The sequence below is a fragment of the Streptomyces sp. NPDC006602 genome (genome assembly GCF_042870385.1).
Taxonomy (GTDB): domain Bacteria; phylum Actinomycetota; class Actinomycetes; order Streptomycetales; family Streptomycetaceae; genus Streptomyces.
In genome coordinates this window covers 25,498-47,737 of sequence record NZ_JBIAHG010000004.1, presented here as the reverse complement: position 1 = coordinate 47,737, position 22,240 = coordinate 25,498, and the positions used below count along the sequence as shown (strand labels likewise).

Below are 22,240 nucleotides of genomic sequence, written 5' to 3'. Positions count from 1 at the left end.
TCCCCCCGCACGTCACACCCCCGCCAGCGCCTCCGCCACCGCCCGCAGGTTCACCTTCCCGCGTCCGTACGAGCACAGGGCGCCGTCGTCCGGCAGCCCGGTGGCCACGCGTACCGCGTCCGGCCGCCGGGCCAGCAGGGCGTCCCGCAGGCCCGCCTGCCAGGGGTGCAGCCCGGCGTCGCAGGTGGCGACGACCAGGGGCGTGCCCTGGGCCAGGCGCACGATGCCGTCGACGAGGGCGGCCGGGTCCGCGGGCTCTCCGGTGACGCAGGTGCCCGTCGCGGTGGGGTCGACGGCGCGCAGCTCGGTCAGCAGGTCCTCGCCGCCCCAGTTGAGCGCCGGATGCGGCGGCGGGAACAGGTCGACGACATGGGCGCCGCGCACGGGCGCGGGCCCGCCGCCGCTCCGTACGGCCCGGCGGGCCACCTCCAGCCCCGCTCCCGCGTCCCAGGCGGCGACCTCGGCCGCGGGGGTGGCATACCGCTCCGCGAGCCCGCGCACCCGCCCCGCGGCCTCCCCGACGCGTTCCTCCGCCAGGATCCCGGTCCGCAGCGCGTCCAGTACGGCGTCCCGGCAGCCGAGAGTGACCTCCAGGTCCGGTACGGCGACGATGACCTGGTCCGCGCCCGCCGCGAGGGCGATCCGCGCCCCGGCCGCCTCGCCGTAGCGGTCGGCTATCGCCTTCATCTCCAGCGCGTCGCTGACCAGGACGCCGTCGAAGGCGAGCTCGTGGCGGAGCAGGTCGCCCAGGATGCGGCGGCTGAGGGTGGCGGGGCGGTTGGCGTCCAGCTCCGGGAAGACGACATGCGCGCTCATCAGCATCGGCACACCGGTGGCGATGGCGGCCCGGAAGGGCGCGAGGTCGAGTTCGTCGTACGGCCGCGGGTCCACGGCCATCTCGTGGTGGCTGTCGGTGACGGTGCCGCCGTGCCCGGGGAAGTGCTTGGCGCAGGAGGCGATGCCGCGTGCCTCGGTGGCGGCGATCCAGGCCGCCGTGTGGCGGGACACCAGCTCCGGGTCGGAGCCGAAGGCGCGGGTCCGCACGATCGGGTTGTCCGGGAGGTGCTGGACGTCGGCGACGGGCGCGTAGGACGCGGTGATGCCGAGGGTCGCCAGGTGCCCGGCGAGCGCGTCGGCGCACCGGGCGGTCAGCCCGAGGTCGTCGGCGACGCCGAGGGCGAAGGAGCCGGGTACCTCGGGGGCACCGGCGTTCACCAGGTGCCCGATGCCGCCGCCCTCGTTGTCGATGCCCACGAGCAGGTCGGGGCGCAGGGCCCGCAGGGTGTCGGTGAGCCGGCGCACCTGCTCCGCGTCCCGCACGTTGCGGGTGAACAGGATGACCGCGCCGAGACCGCGGTCGACCAGGCGTTTCAGGGTGTCGGGGACGACCGTGGTGCCGTCGAATCCGGCGACCAGACAGCGATGGGCCGCCTCGTCCAGGTCGACGGGGAGCGCGGTGCCGGCGGTGCTGAGGGTCACGCCTTCGGGGTGGCTCACCCCTGAAATCCTCTGGCTCATCAAGCCAAAAGTCAACAGTCAGGTGGATCAGCGATTCAACACCCGGGTGCGCACGGGGACTGAGACCCCGGCCCGCTGGGCAAACTCACTTCCGACGGCCGCACGCCCATGCCCCGTCGGCTCCCGGTCACCACGGCGTCACATCGAACGGGAAAGTCTCAGCGGTCCCCACTGCTCGCCTGCTCGCCTGCTCGCCTGCTGTCCCGCTCCTGCATCGCCTCGGATCCGTGGGGCCCCCCCCCGCCCCCCCCCGGGGGCCGCGCCGGCGGGCGAAGGGGGGCCGGGGCCGGCGCCCGCCGCGCGGGCGCCCCGGCGCGGGCGCGCCCCCCGCCCCCCCCCCCCCCCCCCCCCCCCCCCCCCCCCCCCCCCCCCCCCGCGGCCCCCGCCCCCCCCCCCCCCCCCCCCCCCCCCCCCCCCCCCCACGCGGAAGGACGACGTGCGCCGTGTCCCTGCTCCCGCTCGACGGACCCCACGGAACGCTCCCCGCCCCGACCCGCTCACAGGCGGCCGCGCGCCTCCTCCCCAGGGCGCTGAGCCTGCTCCCGCTCCTGCTGATCGGGGCATGGGCCGCGTTCGACTGGCACACCGTGTACGACGGTGTCGCCCGGCTGGCCGCCGCCGACCCCTGGTGGCTGCTGGCGGCGGTGTTCTTCACCTGCCTCGGCTGGGTGGCCGCCGCCTGCGTACGGCAGGGCGCCCTGCCCGACCGGCTGCCGCCGGGACTGCTGCTCGCGTCGCAGTTCGCCGCCGGCGCCGCGAACCACGTGCTCCCGGCGAGCGTGGGCGCCCACGCGGTCACCCTGCGCTTCCTGCTGGGCCGGGGCATCCCGCTCCCCCGGGCCGCCGCTTCCCTCGCCCTCTACGTCCTGGTCAGACCGATCGCGAAGACGCTGCTGCTCCTCGTCTTCCTCGCGACCTCCCCCGATCTGATGCGGCTGGGCCAACTGGCCCCGGACGAAGGAACGTTGCTGCTGGCCGCCGGGGCCATGACGCTCGGCCTCGTGGCACCGGTCCTGCTCATGGCGGCCGTACCCCCGCTGCGCCGCCCCGCCCTCACCTTCGTACGCACCGCCCTGACCGACGCCCGGCTGCTGCACACCCGGCCCGCCCGCGCCCTCGCCCTCTGGGGCGGGGCCGCCGCCACCCCGCTCCTCCAGGCGAGCGTGATCGCCTCGGTCGGCGCCGCACTCGGCCTGCCGCTGACCTGGGCACAGGTCACCCTCGCGTTCCTCGCCGCCGGCGCGCTGGCCGGGGCCGTCCCCGCGCCGGGCGGCATCGGCCCCGTGGACGCCGCCCTGGTCTTCGCCCTGGCCGCGCTCGGAGCGCCCGTGAGCCTGGCCACGGCGACCGTCATCGGCTACCGCGTGGTGACGATCTGGCTGCCGCTGCTGCCGGGCGCCCTCGTCCTGTCGGCGCTCGTCCACCGCAAGGTGCTTTGAATCCTCCCCTCCCTTGAAGGGCGGGGATTCTTGGCTCAGTGCGCGCAGTCCATCGTGGTGTGCGCGGGGTGCACGAGGCGGATGTCCCGCCCGCGCTTGCGGCCCATCTCGATCAGAGCGGCAGGGCGCGGGCGGTCATCTTCACGACCGGGATTCTGCCGCACGCGGCGGTGACCCCCGCGTCAGGATCACGGGGGTCACCGAGAGCCGGGCGGGCCGGGTCAGGGCTGCTTGACGGGCGTGCCGCGCCCCCAGGCCCAGGCGAGCCGGTCGGCACCGGACTGGTTGGTGGTGGCCAACCAGGGGCGGGCCGTGGTGCCGGTCAGGGTCTGCAGCGAGTAGGTGTCGTCGGTGCGCAGGCCCGGCCAGTAGACGGAGCCCATCTTCAGCTCGCGGAAGGTGTCGGTGACGGCTTGAAGGTAATTGACGAAGTTGTTGTCCGGTGTCGGAACGTTGTAGTTCAGGCCGGTGGTCATCGGGGATCCGAACTCGTCCGCGACGGTCCGGTTCGCGCAGTCGCCGATGCGGACCTTGAGGTCGGCCACCCACTGGTCGTAGGTGGCGTAGTCCTTCCAGAACCCGTAGTGGTGCAGCGACAGGTAGGTGCCCTTCAGGCGCGGGTCGGCGCAGACCGAGGTGACGTGGTCGTTGTAGCCGGCGCCGCTGACGAAGACCCGGCCCCGCGGGACCGACGGGTAGGTCGCGAGCCACTTCGCCGCTATGTCGGCCCACTCGGTGTCGGTGTAGCCGTGCGGCTCGTTCATCGGCTCGAAGAAGACGCGGCTGTTGTTCTTGTAGGTCTTGACGACGGTGTTCCACATCGGCCAGTAGGTGGCCTCGTCGTCGATGAAGCCGTCCTTCTGGGCGCCCGTCCCCTCCCAGTAGGACACGATGACCTTGAAGCCCCGGTCCGACGCGGCGTCGATGACCCCGCGGTACGACTTCCAGTAACTGCCGTTGACCGTGTACGGGTTGATGGGCAGCCGCACGGTGTTGGCGCCCAGGTTCGCGCGGAACGCCGAGATGATCCGGCTCGCCTTGGTGTAGGTCTGGGCGTAGCTGTCGGAGGTCGACAGACCGGACAGCTGGAGGAGGTCGTCGGCGAAGTTGTCGCGCGGGTCGGCCCAGTTCACGCCCTTGAACTGGGTCGTGTCAGTGCTCGGCGCGGCGGCCGAGGCGGGGCTGCCGGCGAGGGTCGTGCCGCTGATCGCGGCGATCGCGACCGCGACGAAGGCGGTACGCAGCCGGGGCGTGAAGCGGGTTCTGGTGGGGGTCTTGCGCATCGACGTGCCCTTTCAGGATCATGTTTACGTAAACATGCTCGGCGGCAACGTGGGGCTGCGTCTCGGGCCCGGGGTCCCCGGGCGGGGTCGGAGGTTCCGGTCAGGCACGGAGTCCGGTCGGGCTCGGGGTCCCGGGCGATGTTTACGTAAACGTGGCGGCGCCGGAATCGTGACACCCGACCCAGCGGCCGTCAAGGTTTCCCACACGTAACATCCGGTGCGTTACGCAACAGGGTCTGGACCCGCGTCGAAGGAGGCACCAGTGGTGGAACGGGGCGGCTCGGGGGTGCCCGGCGGGCGCCGCAAGCAGCGCGTCTCCATGGCCGATGTCGCGAGGCTCGCGGGCGTCTCGTCCCAGACGGTCTCGCGGGTCTCCAACGGCCATCCCGGAGTGATCCCTTCGACCCGGGAGCAGGTGCTCGCCGCGATGCGCGAGCTGGGCTACCGGCCCAACAGCGCCGCACGCGCCCTGCGCTACGGCCAGTTCAACACCATCGGCGTGATCCTCTTCAGCCTGTCCTCGACGGGCAACAGCCGCACCGTGGAGGCGATCGCCACGCACGCCGCGGCCGAGGGGTACGCGATCACCCTGATCCCCGTAGACGTCCCGACCCAGGACAACGTGCTGGGGGCCTTCACACGCATGGGCGAGCTGGCCGTGGACGCCGTCATCGTCATCATGGAGATCCATCTGCTCGACGCCGCCACCGTCCAACTGCCGCCCGGAGTCCATGTCGTCGTCGTGGACTCGGATGCCGGGGACCGCCACAGCGTGGTCGACACCGACCAGGCCGACGGCACGAGGAGGGCCGTACGGCACCTGCTCGACCTGGGCCATCGGACCGTGTGGCACGTGACGGGCCCCGAGACCTCGTTCGCGGGCCAGCGCCGCACCCAGGCCTGGCGTGCGGTCCTTGAGGAGGCCGGGTGCCCGGTGCCGCCGCCCCTGCACGGCGACTGGACGGCCGAGTCCGGCTACGCGGCCGGCCTGGCGCTGGCCGACGAACCCGACTGCACGGCCGTGTTCACCGCCAACGACCAGATGGCCCTGGGCCTGCTGCGCGCCTTCCACGAACGCGGCCTGTCCGTCCCCGAAGACGTCAGCGTCGTCGGCTTCGACGACATCCCCGACGCGGCGTTCTTCGTCCCGCCCCTCACGACCGTCCACCAGGACTTCGCCGAGGTGGGCCGCCGCTGCGTCCAGGGTGTTCTCCACCAGATCCGCACCCACGGCGAACCTCGGCCCGGGACCGACCTCGTTCCGACCCGCCTGATCGTCAGGAACAGCACCGCGGCGCCGCGCTGACCGTCAGGTCACTCCGCGGCGGGGGTCAGCCGCAGCGAGATGGAGTTGATGCAGTACCGCTGGTCCGTGGGGGTCGGGTAGCCCTCCCCCTCGAAGACGTGCCCGAGGTGCGACCCGCACCGGGCGCACCGCACCTCGGTCCGCACCATCCCGTGCGACCGGTCCTGGATGAGCTCCACCGCGTCCGAGTCACGCGGGTCGTAGAAGCTCGGCCAGCCGCAGTGGGACTCGAACTTCGTGGTGGAGGTGAAGAGTTCGGCGCCGCAGGCACGGCAGGAGTAGACGCCCTCGGTCTTGGTGTCCGTGTACTCACCGACGAAGGCGGGTTCCGTACCGGCCTGCCGCAGCACGGCGTACTCGGACGGGGTCAGCTCCGCGCGCCACTGCTCGTCCGGCTTCTCGACGTCGTACGACATGAAGGCCAACCCCTTACTTCTGTGCGAGACGGTCCAGAATCTGCGGGCCGAGGTCCGTCACGTCCCCCGCGCCCATGGTGAGAACGAGATCACCGGCCTTCGCCATTCCCGCGACGACCTCCGCCACCGTGCCCTTGTCGTGCACCGGCGTCACGTCCGCGCCCGCGACCCGCGCCGCCTCGATGATCAGCTCGCTCGTCACGCCCGGGATCGGGTCCTCGCGAGCCGGATAGATGTCCAGGACGACCGACGCGTCGGCCAGCGACAGGGACTGGCCCATCTCCTTGCCGAGTTCCTGCGTCCGGGAGAAGAGGTGCGGCTGGAAGACGACCAGAATCCGGGCGTCACCGGCCGCCGCGCGCATCGCCTCCAGGTCCGCCGTCATCTCCGTCGGGTGGTGTGCGTAGGAGTCGATGACCTGGACGCCCGCCGCCTCGCCCTTCAGCTGGAGGCGCCGCTTCACACCGGTGTACGCGGCCAGCGCCGGGGCCAGCTCGGCGGCCGGGACGCCGAGTGCCACGCCCGCCGCCAGCGCGGCCACCGCGTTGTGCGCGTAGTGACGGCCGGGGACGGAGACGGCGAAGGTGAGCTCCTCGCCGTCCAGCAGGACGCTGACCTCGCTTTTCAGGCCCTGCGCCGTGACGGACAGGACGCGCACGTCGGCGTCCGGCGACTCGCCGTACGTCACCGTCCGCACCGACCCGGCCAGCCGCCGCGTCAGCTCCCGCGCGCCCTCCTGGTCCGCCGTGATCACCAGCGCGCCACCGGGCACGATCTTGCCCGCGAACGTCTCGAAGGACTCGTAGATCTCGTCCATGGAGGCGTAGTTGGCGTGGTGGTCGAGCTCGACGTTCAGGACGATGGCGACCTCGGGCGCGTACTTGTGGAAGCTGCGGTCCGATTCGTCCGCCTCGGCGACGAAGATCTCGCCCTCGCCGTGCAGTGCGTTGGAGCCGGGCGCGTCCAGATCGCCGCCGATCGCGTACGAAGGCTTCAGGCCCAGCTCGCTCAGCGACACGGCCAGCATCGACGTGGTCGTGGTCTTGCCATGCGTGCCCGCCACCGCGATCGGACGCAGACCGTCCATCAGCCGGGCCAGCGCGTCCGACCGGTGGACCACCGGAATGTCCAGCTCCGCCGCCCGGGCCAGCTCCGGGTTGTCGGCCCGGATCGCCGACGAGACGACGACGCAGGTGGCGTCGTCCGCCAGGTGCTCCGCCGCGTGCCCGATGTGCACGGTCGCGCCGAGCGCACGCAGCGCCTCCGCAGTCGGGGACTCCTTCGCGTCACTCCCCGCCACCTTCGCGCCGCGCTGCGCGAGGATCTTCGCGATCCCCGACATCCCGGCCCCGCCGATGCCGATGAAGTGCGGTCGGTCCATGGCGGTAGGAAGGCCGGGTGCCATGAGTGTGTCTCCCAAGATGCGGTACGAAGATGAATGAACGCGTCCCCGGGAAGAGAACGCGCCTCCAGCCTATTTCAGCAGTGCCGGTGACTGTGCCGGCCTCAGGGGCGCGGGCGCTGGGCCGATCTGCGGCTCCGCCGCGTGGGCGCACCAGCCCCCCACGCACCAGCCCCCGAAGAACTATGCCTTGCTGTGCGAGAACAGCTTCAACACCGGCACCCCCACCTTGTGCCGCGCCCGCGAAGCCCAGTCCCGATGGAAGAACTCCTCCACGTAGTGGGGATCCGTCAGCACGATCACCTCGTCCGCGTCGATCTCGCCGACCAGGGACTTCAGCGCGTCGAGCGGATGCGCCTCGATCAGCCGCCCCTCCGCCTCACTGCCGGCCGCCCGCAGGGCCCGCAGCGACACGTCGAGCGCCTGCTCTCCCGGCCCTCTCGCCTCGTCGCCCTCCGGCACCTCCCGCTCCCGGGCGGCCTCGTCGATCTCGCCGAGCGCGACGTCGTCGATGGCCCGCAGCAGCCGGTCCGCCTGGTCCCCGCGCGGCTGCAGCAGCACATGGAAGGCGACCGGCTCGTCCCCGTGCAAGGTGGTGACGAACTCCACGTCGGCGGACGTAAGGGCCTTCTCGATCATCAAAACGCTTGTGAACACCAGCGCCCCTTCTCCTTGGAAAGCCGTCCGGCCCTCTCTCCTCCGTGGGCCGTGCGAGCCCTGCGGAAACCATCCTGCCCCGCGATCGCACGGGTACTGCCGGTTTCAGTGTGCCCGTCGAAACCTAAACGGAACGACAGATTCCGCCGAGTCGGTACCGAAGGGGGCGATCGAACCCTTTTCGGGACCAGTCGGGCTCGTCGGTCGGACTCGGCGGTCCGGCCCGGTGGTCGGACTCGGCGGTCGGACTCACGGCCGTCGGTAGCGGCTGAAGAGGAAACCCTCGTCCTCCAGCAGGGACGCCAGTGCGAACCGCTGCGGAACCGCGACCGAGGGTCCGCCCGCGATGCGCTGCGCATTGCCCGCGCTGAGCATCGGGGCCACGGTCAGGCAGAGCTCGTCGAGCACACCGGCGGCCACCAGCTGGCCGAGCAGCCGTGGGCCGCCCTCCGTGAGCAGCCGGGTGTGTCCGAGTTCGGCGAGGGCCCGTACGGCACGGGCGGGCTCGACTCCGACGCCGTCACCGGCTACGACCACCCGGGCGCCCGCCTTCTCGGCCGCCGCGATCCGGTCCGGGGCCGCCGCGGCTCCCGTCAGGATCAGGGTGGGCACCTGGGGCGAGGTGAAGAGCGGGAGCGAGAAGTCCAGGTTCAGGCTCGCGCTGACCACCGCGATCGCCGGTACGGGCCCCTGCCCGGCCGCCTCCCGCATCTCCGCGAACTCGGCACGCGCGCGTGCGGGCCGGTACCCCTCCTGGCGCACCGTCTCCGCGCCGGCGATCACCACGTCCGCGAGGGCCCGCAGCATGCCGAAGATCCGCATGTCGGCGGCGCTGGAGATGGGCTGGGAACGGCCGTCGTGCTGGGCGGCGCCGTCGAGCGTGGAGACCATGTTGGCGCGCAGCCAGACCTCCGGCCCACCGGCACCGGCCGCTCCCTGCGGTCCCAGCTCGGGGTACGCATAGGCGGCGGCCAGCTCGACGAGACTCCACTCCCGGTCGACCAGGTGAGCCCGGCCGACCCCACCGGCACCATCACCCCCCGCCCCCTCCTCAATAGGAGCCTCAGCCGGGGTCCGGGCCACTGTTTCGTCAGTCACAGGGAACAGGCGTCGCATGTTCTGCAGTGTGGCACGATCCCCTGGACCTCCCCGGCGGGTCCCGCCGGGGCCGCGGGGCCGCGGGGCCCGGCACGCGCGTCTGCCGCGCTGTCGTCGGTCGCCGACTCCCCCACTCCCGACTCCCTCCGCCGCCTCGCGGCCGCCCGCCCCAGGCCCCGCCCGGCCCTGTCGGCCCGGCACCGCGTGCCCCTGTCCGGCCGGACCCGCCGGGCAGGCCCTAGCATGGGTAACCGTGCCTACCTCCCCCGCCGCGTCCGGATTCGGCCCCATGGCCGACACCGCCCCGCTGTCCCTGTGCGCCCGTGAGCCGTATGTCCCCGCGGACCGGCTGGTCGCCGAGATGGTGCCGCCGCCGCGGTTCGACTCGGTGCGCTTCAAGACGTACATCCCGGACCCCGACCAGCCGAGCCAGACCGAGGCCGTGCGCGTCCTCGAGGGCTTCGCGGCCGGGCTCGGCGGGGCGCACGCCTCGGGCGCCGGCAAGGTCAGGCGCGGCTTCCTTGGCCTGGGGAAGGGCAAGGCGCCGAAGACCCCGGCCGGCCCCCGTGGCGTCTACCTCGACGGCGGTTACGGCGTCGGCAAGACCCATCTGCTCGCCTCCCTCTGGCACGCCACCCCGGCAGAGCCCGCGCTGAAGGCGTTCGGCACCTTCGTGGAGCTGACGAACCTGGTCGGCGCCCTCGGCTTCCAGAAGACGGTCCAGACCCTCTCCGGCCACCGTCTCCTGTGCATCGACGAGTTCGAGCTGGACGACCCCGGCGACACCGTCCTGGTATCGACCCTGCTCGGCAAGCTCGTCGACGCGGGTGTCGCGCTCGCCGCCACCTCCAACACCCTGCCGGGCAAGCTCGGCGAGGGCCGGTTCGCGTCGGCCGACTTCTTCCGCGAGATCCAGGGCCTGTCCGCGCACTTCCGCTCCCTGCGCATCGACGGCGAGGACTACCGCCACCGCGGCCTGCCCGAGGCTCCGGCGCCGTTCACCGACGAGCAGGTCACCAAGGCCGCGCACCGCACGCCGGGCGCCTCCCTCGACGGCTTCCCGCAGCTCCTGGACCACCTCGCCCGCGTCCACCCCAGCCGCTACGGCGCCCTGACCGACGACCTGAAGGCGGTCTGCCTCACCGACGTGCGGCCGGTCCCCGACCAGTCGACGGCCCTCAGGCTCGTGGTGCTCGCGGACCGGCTCTACGACCGCGAGGTCCCTGTCCTGGCCTCGGGCCTGCCCTTCGACCAACTCTTCAGCGAGGACATGCTGAACGGCGGCTACCGCAAGAAGTACTTCCGGGCGATCTCCCGCCTCACCGCCCTGGCCCGCGACGCCAAGAGCCTGGTCGAGCCCTCCGAGGACCGGTCCTAGCTCACGAACTCCACAAGATCAAGAGACGGTTCGCGCCAACCACCCCGCACGCTTCAGCCTCTCTTCAGGTCGAAACGTTAAGTTAACCCTGCAAACAACTTTGCAGGGTTAATGTGTTTCTTGACCAGCCATTGACCAATCGTTGGCCTGAGCTAGAGAAGGGCCTGGGGCGCGAACTACCCGGAGGAGGGCGGATGTTCCGAGGTACGACGGTACGGACCGTGGTAGCGACCCTCGCCGCCGTCCTGCTCGCCCTCCAGTTCTTCGCACCCACCGCGTCCTTCGCATCCGCGCACACAGCCCGTCATGCAGAGGCCAAAGCCCAGCCCGGAACCAAGCTCTCCGGCAAGGCGCTGCGCGACGAGTCCGTCACGCACCGCCAGTGCGACCCCGCCGAGGACCCGACCGGTCCCCTGCGCACCCGCGACCGGCACCGCGCCGTCGACTTCGCCCCTGAGGGGCCCGAGCGCCCCCGGCCGGCTCAGGATCAGGCGGCCGCACCCAAACCTGTCGCGCCCGGCGCCTTCCGGCTGTCCAGACCCTCGACGGCCCATTCCCCGGCCGCACTTCAGGTCTTCCGCTGCTGACAGCAGAGCAGTCCCATCCCCCCCCACCTCTGTCGTGTAAGCCCGACGCGCCGTTGTGGCGCGCCAGGAGGAGTCACCACACATGCAGCCCCTCATCGACAACGCCCGCACGTTCGGACAGCGCCCTGAGGAGTTCGCCAGACTGGCCGAAGGCCAGTCTCCGCAGGTCCTGTTCATCACCTGCTCCGATTCCCGGGTCGTCCCGGCACTGATCACGGGCGCCCGCCCCGGCGAGCTCTTCGAGCTGCGTACCGCGGGCAACATCGTCCCGCCGTACGCCTCCGATCACCCCACCAGCGAGGCGGCCACCATCGAGTACGCGGTGGAGGTGCTGGGCGTCAACGACATCGTGGTCTGCGGGCATTCGCACTGCGGCGCCGTCGGCGCCCTGGTCCGCGGCGACGACCTGACCTCCGTACCGGCCGTGCGCGACTGGCTCACGCACGCCACTCCCCGCCCCGCGGGCGCGGCCGAGGACCCGGCCGTGGCCGACGGTGTGCAGAGCCACGTCCTCGCGCAGATCCTGCGACTGCGCTCGTACCCCTTCATCGACAAGAAGCTGACGGACGGGCAACTCAACCTCCACGCCTGGTACTACGAGGTACACACGGGGTCAGTGCTGACCCACGACGTGTCCTCCGACTCCTTCCGCGCACTGTGAGGGCCGCCATGGACCAGCGAACCAAGTTCCCGTATCTGCGGCAGGACTTCGCCGCCTCCCTCGTCGTCTTCCTCGTCGCCCTCCCGCTGTGCGTCGGCGTGGCCGTCGCCTCCGGCGTCCCGGCCGAGCTGGGCCTGGTCACCGGCATCGTCGGCGGCATCGTCACCGGTCTCATGCGCGGCAGCAGCCTGCAGGTCTCCGGACCGGCCGCGGGCCTGACCGTGCTCGTCTTCGAGGCCGTGCGGGAGTACGGCCTTCCCGTGCTCGGCGTGATCGTCCTCGCGACCGGTCTGCTGCAGATCCTCATGGGCACCCTGAAGCTCGGGCGCTACTTCCGCGCCATCTCGGTCTCCGTCGTCGAGGGCATGCTGGCCGGCATCGGGCTCGTCCTGATCGCCGGACAGCTCTACTCGGTCGCGGACGCCGAGGCCCCGGCCTCGGGCCTGGGCAAAATGGCCGGGCTGCCCGGGGCGCTCGCCGACGCCGTCCAGGACACCGGGTCGCTGGCCTCGCTCGGCCTCGGCGCGGGCACCATCGCGGTGCTCGTGCTGTGGAAGCGGATGCCGAAGCAGCTGCGCACGGTCCCCGGACCGCTCGCCGCCGTCGGCCTCGCCACCCTCGCCGCCCTGGTCTTCTCGCTGCCGGTCGCCACCGTCGAGGTGAAGGGGCTGCTGGGCTCCATCCAGCCGCCGTCCATGGGCGCCTTCGGCGAACTCGCGGGCATCGGCGTGCTCGGCACGATCGTCGCCTTCACGCTGATCGCGTCCGCCGAGTCGCTGTTCAGCGCGGCGGCCGTCGACCGGCTGCACGACGGACCGCGCACCGAGTACGACAAGGAACTGGTGGCACAGGGCACGGGCAACGCGATCTGCGGGATGCTCGGCGCGCTGCCGATGACCGCGGTGATCGTGCGCAGCGCGGCGAACGTCCAGGCGGGCGCGAAGACGAAGGCGTCCCGCGTGATGCACGGCGTCTGGCTGCTGCTGTTCGCGGCCCTGCTGCCGTCGGTCCTGGCCTACATACCGATCCCGGCCCTGGCGGGCATCCTGGTGCACGCCGGCGCCAAGCTCATCCCCGTCCGGGAGATCGTGTCGCTGTGGCGCGAGCACCGCGGCGAGGCGCTGATCCTGGTCGTCACGGCCGTGTCGATCGTCGCGGTCAGCATGTTCGAGGGTGTGCTCATCGGTCTCGCGCTGGCGGTCGTCAAGACCGCCTGGGAGGCCTCGCACATCAAGCTGGAGGTCATCGACAAGGGCGCCGGGCCCGTCCAGGCGTACCTGTCGGGCAACGCGACCTTCCTCAGGCTGCCGAAGATCCTCGACAGCCTGGAGGCGCTGCCCCAGGACCGCCCGGTCGAGCTGGACCTGTCCGGGCTGCACCACCTCGACCACGCCTGCCGTACGGCCCTGGAGAACTGGGCCGAGCGGCACAGCGCGGTCGGCACGGAACCCGTGCGGGTGACCGCCGCGGTGAATGCGGTGACCGCCGCGTAAGTGCCGGTGACCGCCGCCCAAGCACACGTGCCCGGTCCGGGGCCCATCGTGGCCCCGGACCGGGCACCGGGCATATCGTTGCAGGAGCAGACACAGCGGACCTCTCGACGAGGAGGCCGGGATGCTCGAGGAACTGTTGGCGGCGGGCATCGCCGCCGGTTGTGCCGGGGTCGTCTACATCGCCTCGGCGGCGCGGGTCGTCAAGCAGTACGAGCGCGGGGTGGTCTTCCGGCTCGGGCGGCTCGCCGGTGAGGTGCGACCGCCGGGATTCACCTTGATCATCCCGTTCGTGGACCGGCTGCACAAGGTGAACATGCAGGTCGTCACGATGCCGGTGCCGGCCCAGGAGGGCATCACCCGGGACAACGTGACGGTGCGCGTGGACGCGGTCGTGTACTTCAAGGTGGTCGACGCGGCGTACGCGCTCGTCCGCGTCGAGGACTACAAGTTCGCGGTCTCCCAGATGGCGCAGACCTCCCTGCGCTCGATCATCGGCAAGAGTGATCTGGACGACCTGCTGTCGAACCGCGAAAAGCTCAACCAGGGGCTGGAGTTGATGATCGACAGCCCGGCCGTGGAGTGGGGGGTCACCATCGACCGGGTCGAGATCAAGGACGTGTCGCTGCCCGAGACCATGAAGCGGTCCATGGCCCGACAGGCGGAGGCGGACCGTGAGCGGCGGGCCCGGATCATCAACGCCGACGCGGAACTCCAGGCGTCGAAGAAGCTCTCCGAGGCCGCCGGGGTGATGTCGGAGCAGCCCGCCGCCCTCCAACTGCGGCTGCTGCAGACGGTGGTGGCGGTCGCCGCCGAGAAGAACTCGACGCTGGTGCTGCCGTTCCCGGTGGAGCTGCTGCGGTTCCTGGAGCGGGCCCAGCAACCGGGCGCCGGCGCGCCTGCCGAGCAGTCGACCGAGCCGTCGTCCGAGAAGCAACTCGGAAGGTGACACGTCTACGCGCGTGGTTCCCGAGGCCGTCGGTAGGTGGTAGACACAGCGGGGTCACAGGCTCCTGTCCGCCAGCAGGAAGGTTGCTGCCCCATGTCCGAGACCACCTCCGCCCCGACCGCTGACTCGTCGAAACCGACACGCCGTCAGATGCTCGCACGCACAGGCCTGTTGGGCGTCTCGATCGCCTTCGCCGGAGACCTCTCCGAACTCTTCGCGGGCACCGCCGCCGCACAGTCCCTGGGCCATACCGGCTACGGCCCGCTGATCCCCGACCCGAAGGGTCTGCTCGACCTGCCGAAAGGTTTCCGCTACCGCGTCCTTTCCCGCGAGGGCGACCCGCTGCGCTCCGGCGAGGGCAAGGTGCCCTCCAACCACGACGGAATGTCGGCCTTCGCGGGCAGACACGGACAGGTCCACCTGGTCCGCAACCACGAGAACCGCGCCACCGCCACGCTCGCCGTCCCGACGGTCAAGGGCCTGACGTACGACCCGGCCGGCAAGGGCGGCTGTACGGCGCTGACGCTGGACCCCCGCAACAGGGTGCTGTCCGAGCGGGTGGCGATCGCCGGTACGGCCGTCAACTGCGCGGGCGGGCCGACCCCGTGGGGCACCTGGCTGACCTGCGAGGAGACCGAGGACAAGGCCGGCACCAACGGCTACACCAAGGACCACGGCTTCATCTTCGAGGTCGACCCGGTCGACCCGTACCGCTCCGGCGCCGTACCGCTGACCGCCATGGGCCGCTTCCAGCACGAGGCGATCGCCGTCGACCCGAAGCGGGGCATCGTCTACGAGACCGAGGACGCCTTCCTCAAGCCCTTCGGCCTCTTCTACCGCTTCCTGCCCGAGAAGCCGCTGGGCGGCCCCGGTTCGCTGCGCAAGGGCGGCCGGCTCCAGGCGATGCGCGTGCCCGGCGTACCCGACCTGTCCTCGATCCAGGAGACCGGCGCCCGCTTCGACGGCGTCGAGTGGGTCGACGTACCGGACCCGCTCGCCACCGAAACCCCCGTCCGCCTCCAGGACTTCGGCCCGAAGGGCATCACGCACGCGCAGAAGCTGGAGGGCTGCTACTGGGGCGGGCGGTCGGTGTACTTCGTGTCGTCGTTCGCGCACAGCGCCGAGGGCTCGGCGGCCGACCACTTCGGGCAGATCTGGCGCTACGACCCGGCGGAGCGCCGTCTGACCCTGGTGATCGTCTTCGGCCCGGACACGGACGTCCAGCTGCCCGGCGAGTCCCCGGACAACATCTGTCTCGCCCCCAGCGGCGGCCTGATGGTCTGCGAGGACGGCAACGGCGCCCAGCACGTCTTCGGCGTCACCCGTCGCGGCGAGGTCTACGCGATGGCCCGCGGCCGCCAGAACATCGGTACGCCCGAGGCGCCGGAGTGGGGCGAGTTCGCCGGAGTGACCTTCTCCCCGGACGGCGAGACGATGTACGTCAACTGCTACACGCCCGGGACGACGTTCGCGGTGACGGGGCCGTGGCGTAGGTAGCCGACCGGAAGGGGTGCCCCGTGGCCGAGAAGGACTCCCGGCGGAAGTCCCGTGAGAAAAGGAAGGCCGGTCTCCGTGAGCTGCTGCGCGTGCCGGGCGGCGAGCGGGTCGATCTGTCCTCCTACGACACCGACTCCGTCCCTCTCGGCCCCGGGGACAAGTCCGCGGGCAAGGCGGCCACCAGCCGCATGGGCGAGCACCTCGCCGACCTGCAGGAACGCCTGTTCGCGGCAAGCACGGCGGGCGACCGGCGCCGGGTCCTGCTCGTCCTGCAGGGCATGGACACCAGCGGCAAGGGCGGCACGATCAAGCACGTGATCGGCTTCTGCAACCCGTCCGGCTGCCGTGTCCGGGCGTTCCAGGCGCCCACCGAACAGGAGCGGGCTCACCACTTCCTGTGGCGCGTCGAGCAGTCCCTCCCCCGCCCCGGTGAGCTGGGCATCTTCGACCGCTCGCACTACGAGGACGTCCTGGTGGCCCGCGTCCGCGAGCTCGCCCCGCGCGAGGAGATCGAGCGCCGCTATGACGAGATCAACCGCTTCGAGAAGACCCTCGCCGACGACGGCACCACCGTGATCAAGTGCTTCCTGCACATCTCCTACGAGGAGCAGCGGCGCCGTCTGCTCAAACGCCTCGACCGGCCGGACAAGCACTGGAAGTTCAGCCCGTCCGACATCGACGACCGCGCGCTGTGGCCCGCGTTCCAGGAGGCGTACTCGATCGCGTTGGAGCGCTGCTCGACGTCGTACGCCCCCTGGTACGTGATCCCGTCGGACCACAAGTGGTACCGGAACTGGGCGGTGGGCCGGCTGCTCCTGGAGCACCTGCGGGAGCTGGACCCGCAGTACCCGAAGCCCGACTTCGACGTTGCCGGGTGCCGCGGGCGGCTGCTCGCGCAGTGAACCGGGCCGGACGGGGTACCCGGCCCACATGACCGAGAACCCGCACGTCAGCGGCTCGTACTGGCTTCAGACCGCGCCGGGCCCGGACCGCCCCGCACTGGCGGACGGCCTCGACGTCGACGTGGCCGTGATCGGCGCCGGAGTCGCCGGCCTCAGCACGGCGTGGGAGCTGGCGCGGGCCGGGCGGCGCGTGGCGCTGCTGGAGGCCGACCGGGTGGCGGCCGGCGTCACCGGCCACACCACCGCCAAGCTCACCGCCCTGCACACCCTGATCTACGACAAGCTGCGGCACACCCGCGGCCCGGAGGGGGCCCGGCTGTACGCCCGTTCACAGTCCGAGGCGATCGAGCGCGCCGCGGAGACCGCTCAGCAGCTGGGCGTCGACTGCGACTGGGAACGCCGGAGCGCGTACACCTACGCCTGCGACCCTGGCCGGACCGACGAACTGCGTGCCGAGGCGGCCGCCGCTCGGGAGGCGGGACTGCCCGCCTCCTTCGTCACGGAGACCGGGCTGCCGTTCCCCGTGGCGGGCGCGGTGAAGGTCACCGGGCAGGCGCAGTTCCATCCGCGCAAGTACCTGCTGGCCCTGGCCGACGACCTGGTCGCCCAGGGCGGGCAGGTGTACGAGCACACGACGGTGGTGGGCCTGGAGGAGGGTGAACCCTGCCGGCTGACCACCGACTCGGGGGCGAGGGTGAGGGCCCGGGACGTCGTGGTCGCCACGCACTACCCGGTCTTCGACCGCGCCCTGCTGTTCACCCGGCTGTCCCCGCGCCGCGAGCTGGTCGTCGCCGGGACCATCCGCGCCGACCAGGACCCGGACGGCATGTACATCACGCCGGACGAGGGCACACGGTCGGTGCGTACGGCGCCGCACGGCGAGGACCGGCTGCTCATCGTCACCGGGGAGCACTTCACGCCCGGCACCGGCGACACCCGCTCCCGCTTCCAGCACCTGTCCGACTGGGCCGCCGAGCACTTCCCCGACGTCACCCTCACCTACGCCTGGGCCACGCAGGACAACGATCCCACCGACACCGTGCCGCTCGTCGGTCCGATGCACCCGGGCGCGCACCACACCTACGTCGCCACCGGCTTCGGCGGCTGGGGCCTGAGCGGCGGGATGATGGCCGGCCGCCTCCTCACGGCACTGATCACCGGCGAGGAGTGCGCGTGGAGCGAGCTGTACGACCCGCGCCGCCTGCGCTCGACCGTCCGCGAGGCCCCGTCGTTCCTCAAGCACCAAGCGCAGGTCGCCCGCCACTTCGTCGGCGACCGGCTGCGGCCTCCGCCACCGGTCGAGGCGCTGCCGCTCGGCGAGGGTGCCGTCGTCCGCGCCGACGGCGACCGGCTCGCGGTGTACCGGGACGAGGCCGGCCACCTGCACGCCCTCTCCCCGCGCTGCACCCACATGGGCTGCCTGGTCGCGTTCAATGCCGCCGAACACGCGTGGGAGTGCCCCTGCCACGGCTCCCGCTTCGACACGGACGGCAAGGTGGTCCAGGGACCGGCGACGCGGCCGTTGGAGCAGCGGGACGTCTGAGCGGGTGACCTCTCAGCGCCGCTGAGGCACACTGCACTGCACGCGCAGTGGTGCGCCGACGACCGAACGGGCCGTGCGCGCGATCGTGCCGGAGCCGCGGAGGCGGGGGTACCGGTTCCTGAAGATGTCGGAGCTGGTCGGGGACGCGGCGTTCAGCCCGAGCAGGCCGTCCGCTGCGCCTCCTGCCACTCGCACACCGGGCACAGGGTGATCCCCTTGTAGGACTCCGGGTACTCCGTGGGCTTGCGGCACAGCACGCACTCCGCGTACGGCGGCCCGTCCGCCTTCGGCGGCGTCGTCGCCTCGCGGATCGTGCAGTAGTCCTCGCTCATGAGCCCAGGGTAGGTTCCCGTCGCCGGGTTGGCAGACTGTGCGGGTGAGCAATGAGTCGACGCCCGTCAACGAAAACCCCTTCCGGTCCGAGCCCAGCGCACGCGACAGCGCGCCGCAGTTCGTGCTGCCGCTCGTCGTCCGTATCGAGCGCGGCACCCCTCCGGCCCGGACCGACGCTCTGGAGACCGCCGCCCGCGCCGTGCTCGTCATACTCAGCGACGAACGGTCTCTCGGGGACGGCGAATGGGCCCAAGCCGTGCACGCATGGCAGGACGCCCGGATCCGCAAGGTCGTGCGTCGGGCCCGGGGCGCCGAGTGGCGGCGGGCCGAGACACTGCCCGGCGTCACCGTCACGGGCAAGTCGGCTCAGGTGCGGGTCTTCCCGCCGGTGCCGTTGGACGGCTGGCCCAAGGAGCTGGCCAAGCTCCAGGTCTCCGGCACGGATCTCGACGACCCGGAACCGCCGGTGGAGGCGGAGGCGGGGGCGCCCGTGCTGTGGATGAACCCGGAGCTGGACATGTCGGCGGGCAAAGCGATGGCGCAGGCCGGTCACGCTGCCCAACTCGCCTGGTGGGAGCTGTCGGAGCAGGAGCGGGCGGGGTGGCGTGACGCCGGTTTCCCGCTGGCCGTGCGCACCGCGGACCCAGGCCGCTGGAACGAACTCACCACGAGCGGACTGCCCTTGGTGCGGGACGCGGGCTTCACCGAGATCGCCCCCGGATCCTGCACGGTGGTCGCGGACCACCCGGCGCTGCGCCTCGGATTTCGCGAGTAAGGCACCCCGACCACAGCCCCCTTCGTGGAGGTCACCCGGTCCGGTTGATGTAGGCGGTGGTCATGCCGAGCGGTTTTGAACACGCCGGGCGGTTCGTGCGTACTTTCTGGCACGGGCCGAGCACCATCTGCCCAACGACCAGTCGGTCCGTGGCTCCGGGAGGCCCTTTGCCTGGTATCCACGCTACGGCCCTCGTCATCACGCGTTGGGTCGGTCGGTGACGTGGCCCACCGGGTCCGAACCTCAAATGTTGCTCTGAAGGAGCGTACGGAGGGGTTCGGGTTCGCCCGGCGGGGCCATACCCCCGTCACGCCCGAAGGGGCGGCACCGCGGATCCGGAGAAGCCGAGGAGGGGACCATGAAGCGACTGGGAACGGGCATCGGTTGGCGGCCCGAGATCGCGGACGCCGTGGAGCGCATGCCCGGCATCGACTGGGTCGAGGTCGTGGCCGAGAACCTGTGCCCCGGACACCTCCCCGACTCGCTGCTGCGGCTGCGCGAGCGCGGGGTCACGGTCGTCCCGCACGGCGTCTCGCTCGGCCTCGGCGGCGCCGACCGCCCCGACGAGGCGCGCCTGACGGCCCTCGCCGAGCGCGCCCAGGCACTGGGCTCGCCCCTGATCACCGAGCACATCGCGTTCGTCCGGGCGGGCGGGCCGCTGACGGCGTCCCCGCGCCTGGAGGCGGGCCATCTGCTGCCCGTGCCGCGCACCAGGGACGCCCTCGACGTGCTGTGCGAGAACGTCCGTATCGCGCAGGACGCGCTGCCCGTACCGCTCGCCGTCGAGAACATCGCCGCGCTCATCTCGTGGCCCGGCGAGGAGATGACCGAAGGGCAGTTCCTGTACGAGCTGGCCGACCGGACCGGCGTACGCCTGCTGATCGACGTGGCGAACCTGCACACCAACCACGTCAACCGCGGCGAGGACCCGGCCGAGGCGCTCGCCGAACTGCCTCTGGAGGCCATCGCGTACGTCCATGTCGCGGGCGGCTTCGAGCGCGACGGCGTCTGGCACGACAGCCACGCCCACCCCGTCCCGCGCCCGGTCCTCGACATCCTCACCGACCTCGCGTCCCGGGTGTGCCCGCCGGGCGTCCTGCTGGAGCGGGACGAGAACTTCCCCGAACCGGCTGAGCTGGAAGGGGAGTTGGGGGCGATACGGGAGGCGCTGGACAAGGGCGGCGCGAAGCCCGCGCCCGCCGACGAGCCGACCGCCCACTCCCCCTCGGCCCCGGCTCCCGCCGCCGACGACGACCTCACCCGCCAGCGCCTCGGCCTCGCCCAGACGGCACTGCTGTCCGCGCTGGTCGCCGGGACACCCGTACCGGAGGGCTTCGACCGGGTACGGCTGGGCGTGCAGGCACGGGCCCTCGCCGGAAAGCGGGCGGACGTCGTCGCCAAGATCGCCCCGGAACTCCCGGTGATCCTCGGCACCGCCTACCGCCCCGCCTTCCTCGCCTACGCGCCCGGTCACCCCATGACCGCCGGCTACCGCCACGACGCCCTCGCCTTCGCCGAACACGTACTCCTCGCCGGGCACCTGGAGGACGCGGCGGCGCGGCGGGCGCTACGCGAGTGGTGGCTGGACCGATCGGGTCCGACACCGCGCGCACAACGCCCAACGGTGAGACTGGCCCGAGCGACACGCCGGGTTCTCCTGCGCCGCTGAGCAAAGTCCTCACCAGCCGGCCGGCGGGCACCGGGCCCGCCGATCGGGGCCGACACGACAACCCCACCCGTCGATCCACAGGCACGCCGGCCCCTCAACGCGCGGACACCCCGAGCCCACCAACCCGCGGGCAGCCAAGCCCGTCATCCGCCGGCAATCGTGCCGCCCTGGGCGGCACGGGTGGGCGCGGGCGGCGCCCCGTTCACGCCGGGCTGTGCGTCTCACCACCCCCAGCCGCAGCACCGGCAAACCGTCGCCCCCCTACGGCACGACCCGCCCCCGACTAGGCGCACCCCCCACCCTCGACTGTGCCGGGATTAACACCACTCAACAACAGCGCACACCCAGCCCGCACTTCGCCCCCATTCACCCCCTTATGCACCCCACTCCCTCTCCCCCGTCAGCCCCGTATCGCCCCCGATACAACCATTCCCCCCTGTACGGCAGTTGGCGTAGACCCCGAAGTAACATGTCAACCCCGCACCTGAAACCCACTAGCGTGCGGTGCCGCACCAGGAGGCACCATGCGACCGCGACCCCCCATCAACGGCAGAGGCATATTCACCGGCACCGGTCTCATCATCACCGGCCTGACCGCGACCCTCGTGGCGCTGATCTTCCCGATCTGGTCGTACTCCGACCGGTCCGGGACGGGGCTGGACGTGCTGAACGCCCAGACCGTGTCGACGAAGTACGGCCCGCTGTCCGGGCTCGACCGCGAGTTCATCACGAAGGTCCGGCTGGCCGGCCTGTGGGAGCTGCCGGCGGGCCGGCAGGCGCAGCAGAAGGGCACCACCCAGGCCATGAAGACGGCCGGGCAGCACCTGATCGAAGGACACGCGTTCCTGGACGAACGCGTGCGCGACGTCGCGTCCGAACTCGGTCTCGAACTGCCCAACGAGCCCAACGAGCAGCAGAAGCAGTGGCTGGCGACGCTGACCACCGCACAGGGCCTGGAGTACGACCGGGACTTCGCCAACATCCTGCGGCTGGCGCACGGCAAGGTGTTCTCGGTCGTCGCCCAGGTGCGCGCCAGCACCCGCAACTCCCTGGTCCGCGCCCTCGCCGACGACGCGAACACGACCGTGCTGGACCACATCAAGGTCCTGGAGGCCACGGGCTACGTCGACTTCGACGCCCTCGCCCAGGACATGGCCGCCGGTTCCACTCCCCCGATCACCAACTCCCCGGCCCCGCCCGGCCCGACCGCCGACCCGAGCCCGGCGATCCCGGTGGCCCCACCGGCATCCCCGAGCTACTCGCTCCCCCCGCCCGCCACCAGCCCGCCGCCTTCGCCGGATCAGTGACCACACAGCCCTCCGGAACGTCACATACCG

Annotated in this window: 20 protein-coding genes and 1 pseudogene; 14 read left to right on the top strand and 7 right to left on the bottom strand. The window is 71.9% G+C overall.

The window, feature by feature from the left end; translation table 11 throughout:
• Positions 1 to 12 precede the first annotated feature (12 nt).
• Positions 13 to 1,518 carry a glycoside hydrolase family 3 N-terminal domain-containing protein gene (locus ACFYO2_RS12565; RefSeq protein WP_388347698.1) on the bottom strand — a complete coding sequence of 502 codons (1,506 nt, stop codon included), beginning with the start codon at positions 1,516 to 1,518 and terminating at the stop codon, positions 13 to 15.
• 443 nt (positions 1,519 to 1,961) lie between these two features.
• On the opposite strand from ACFYO2_RS12565, the gene ACFYO2_RS12560 reads away from it, so the two are divergent.
• Positions 1,962 to 2,957, top strand: a complete 996-nt coding sequence (locus tag ACFYO2_RS12560; RefSeq protein WP_388347696.1) for a YbhN family protein — start codon at positions 1,962 to 1,964, stop codon at positions 2,955 to 2,957.
• A 221-nt stretch (positions 2,958 to 3,178) separates the two neighbouring features.
• Here ACFYO2_RS12560 and ACFYO2_RS12555 read toward each other — a convergent pair whose 3' ends face one another.
• Positions 3,179 to 4,240 carry a glycoside hydrolase family 5 protein gene (locus ACFYO2_RS12555; RefSeq protein WP_388347694.1) on the bottom strand — a complete coding sequence of 354 codons (1,062 nt, stop codon included), beginning with the start codon at positions 4,238 to 4,240 and terminating at the stop codon, positions 3,179 to 3,181.
• 262 nt (positions 4,241 to 4,502) lie between these two features.
• Between ACFYO2_RS12555 and ACFYO2_RS12550 the strand changes: the two genes are divergently transcribed.
• Entirely contained in the window at positions 4,503 to 5,546 is a 1,044-nt protein-coding gene (locus ACFYO2_RS12550; protein ID WP_388347692.1) for a LacI family DNA-binding transcriptional regulator, read from the top strand.
• A gap of 8 nt (positions 5,547 to 5,554) precedes the next feature.
• On the opposite strand, the gene msrB is transcribed toward ACFYO2_RS12550, so the two are convergent.
• The 4 genes from msrB to ACFYO2_RS12530 form a co-directional block, all read right to left on the bottom strand.
• Complete coding sequence (gene msrB, locus ACFYO2_RS12545; RefSeq protein WP_388347690.1) at positions 5,555 to 5,962, bottom strand: peptide-methionine (R)-S-oxide reductase MsrB; 408 nt, start codon at positions 5,960 to 5,962, stop codon at positions 5,555 to 5,557.
• Positions 5,963 to 5,975: 13 nt separating this feature from the next.
• Positions 5,976 to 7,367: a UDP-N-acetylmuramate--L-alanine ligase gene (gene murC / locus ACFYO2_RS12540; protein WP_388347688.1), complete on the bottom strand. Its 1,392-nt coding sequence runs from the start codon at positions 7,365 to 7,367 to the stop codon at positions 5,976 to 5,978.
• A gap of 180 nt (positions 7,368 to 7,547) precedes the next feature.
• Entirely contained in the window at positions 7,548 to 8,021 is a 474-nt protein-coding gene (locus tag ACFYO2_RS12535) for an indole-3-glycerol phosphate synthase (RefSeq protein ID WP_388347686.1), read from the bottom strand.
• Positions 8,022 to 8,270: 249 nt separating this feature from the next.
• Positions 8,271 to 9,137: a pyrimidine reductase family protein gene (locus ACFYO2_RS12530; RefSeq protein ID WP_388347684.1), complete on the bottom strand. Its 867-nt coding sequence runs from the start codon at positions 9,135 to 9,137 to the stop codon at positions 8,271 to 8,273.
• Between the two features lie 271 nt (positions 9,138 to 9,408).
• Between ACFYO2_RS12530 and zapE the strand changes: the two genes are divergently transcribed.
• The 9 genes and pseudogenes from zapE to ACFYO2_RS12485 form a co-directional block, all read left to right on the top strand.
• Positions 9,409 to 10,497 (top strand): cell division protein ZapE, encoded by a 1,089-nt coding sequence (gene zapE / locus ACFYO2_RS12525; protein WP_388348581.1) that lies wholly within the window; start codon positions 9,409 to 9,411, stop codon positions 10,495 to 10,497.
• A 194-nt stretch (positions 10,498 to 10,691) separates the two neighbouring features.
• Positions 10,692 to 11,084 carry a hypothetical protein gene (locus ACFYO2_RS12520; protein ID WP_388347682.1) on the top strand — a complete coding sequence of 131 codons (393 nt, stop codon included), beginning with the start codon at positions 10,692 to 10,694 and terminating at the stop codon, positions 11,082 to 11,084.
• A gap of 82 nt (positions 11,085 to 11,166) precedes the next feature.
• On the top strand, positions 11,167 to 11,745 hold the full coding sequence (locus ACFYO2_RS12515; protein WP_388347680.1) for a carbonic anhydrase: 579 nt from the start codon (positions 11,167 to 11,169) through the stop codon (positions 11,743 to 11,745).
• An 8-nt stretch (positions 11,746 to 11,753) separates the two neighbouring features.
• Positions 11,754 to 13,238: a SulP family inorganic anion transporter gene (locus tag ACFYO2_RS12510; RefSeq protein ID WP_388347678.1), complete on the top strand. Its 1,485-nt coding sequence runs from the start codon at positions 11,754 to 11,756 to the stop codon at positions 13,236 to 13,238.
• Positions 13,239 to 13,359: 121 nt separating this feature from the next.
• On the top strand, positions 13,360 to 14,184 hold the full coding sequence (locus ACFYO2_RS12505) for a slipin family protein (RefSeq protein ID WP_388347677.1): 825 nt from the start codon (positions 13,360 to 13,362) through the stop codon (positions 14,182 to 14,184).
• Between the two features lie 93 nt (positions 14,185 to 14,277).
• A complete protein-coding gene (locus tag ACFYO2_RS12500) occupies positions 14,278 to 15,681 on the top strand; it encodes a PhoX family protein (RefSeq protein ID WP_388347675.1) in 1,404 nt (467 codons plus the stop codon).
• 20 nt (positions 15,682 to 15,701) lie between these two features.
• Positions 15,702 to 16,583 carry a PPK2 family polyphosphate kinase gene (locus ACFYO2_RS12495; RefSeq protein WP_388347673.1) on the top strand — a complete coding sequence of 294 codons (882 nt, stop codon included), beginning with the start codon at positions 15,702 to 15,704 and terminating at the stop codon, positions 16,581 to 16,583.
• 28 nt (positions 16,584 to 16,611) lie between these two features.
• On the top strand, positions 16,612 to 18,126 hold the full coding sequence (locus tag ACFYO2_RS12490) for an FAD-dependent oxidoreductase (RefSeq protein WP_388347671.1): 1,515 nt from the start codon (positions 16,612 to 16,614) through the stop codon (positions 18,124 to 18,126).
• 31 nt (positions 18,127 to 18,157) lie between these two features.
• A pseudogene (locus ACFYO2_RS12485) lies at positions 18,158 to 18,337 on the top strand (hypothetical protein); the annotation flags it as partial.
• On the opposite strand, the gene ACFYO2_RS12480 reads toward ACFYO2_RS12485, so the two are convergent.
• On the bottom strand, positions 18,279 to 18,458 hold the full coding sequence (locus ACFYO2_RS12480) for a hypothetical protein (protein ID WP_388347669.1): 180 nt from the start codon (positions 18,456 to 18,458) through the stop codon (positions 18,279 to 18,281). The pseudogene ACFYO2_RS12485 and the gene ACFYO2_RS12480 overlap by 59 nt on opposite strands.
• Before the next feature lie 44 nt (positions 18,459 to 18,502).
• Here ACFYO2_RS12480 and ACFYO2_RS12475 point away from each other — a divergent pair, with 44 nt between their 5' ends.
• From ACFYO2_RS12475 to ACFYO2_RS12465, 3 genes are all read left to right on the top strand, one after another.
• Positions 18,503 to 19,234: a peptidyl-tRNA hydrolase gene (locus ACFYO2_RS12475; protein WP_388347667.1), complete on the top strand. Its 732-nt coding sequence runs from the start codon at positions 18,503 to 18,505 to the stop codon at positions 19,232 to 19,234.
• A gap of 358 nt (positions 19,235 to 19,592) precedes the next feature.
• A complete protein-coding gene (locus ACFYO2_RS12470) occupies positions 19,593 to 20,903 on the top strand; it encodes a DUF692 domain-containing protein (protein ID WP_388347666.1) in 1,311 nt (436 codons plus the stop codon).
• Between the two features lie 524 nt (positions 20,904 to 21,427).
• Complete coding sequence (locus ACFYO2_RS12465; protein WP_388347664.1) at positions 21,428 to 22,210, top strand: DUF4142 domain-containing protein; 783 nt, start codon at positions 21,428 to 21,430, stop codon at positions 22,208 to 22,210.
• Positions 22,211 to 22,240: the final 30 nt, after the last annotated feature.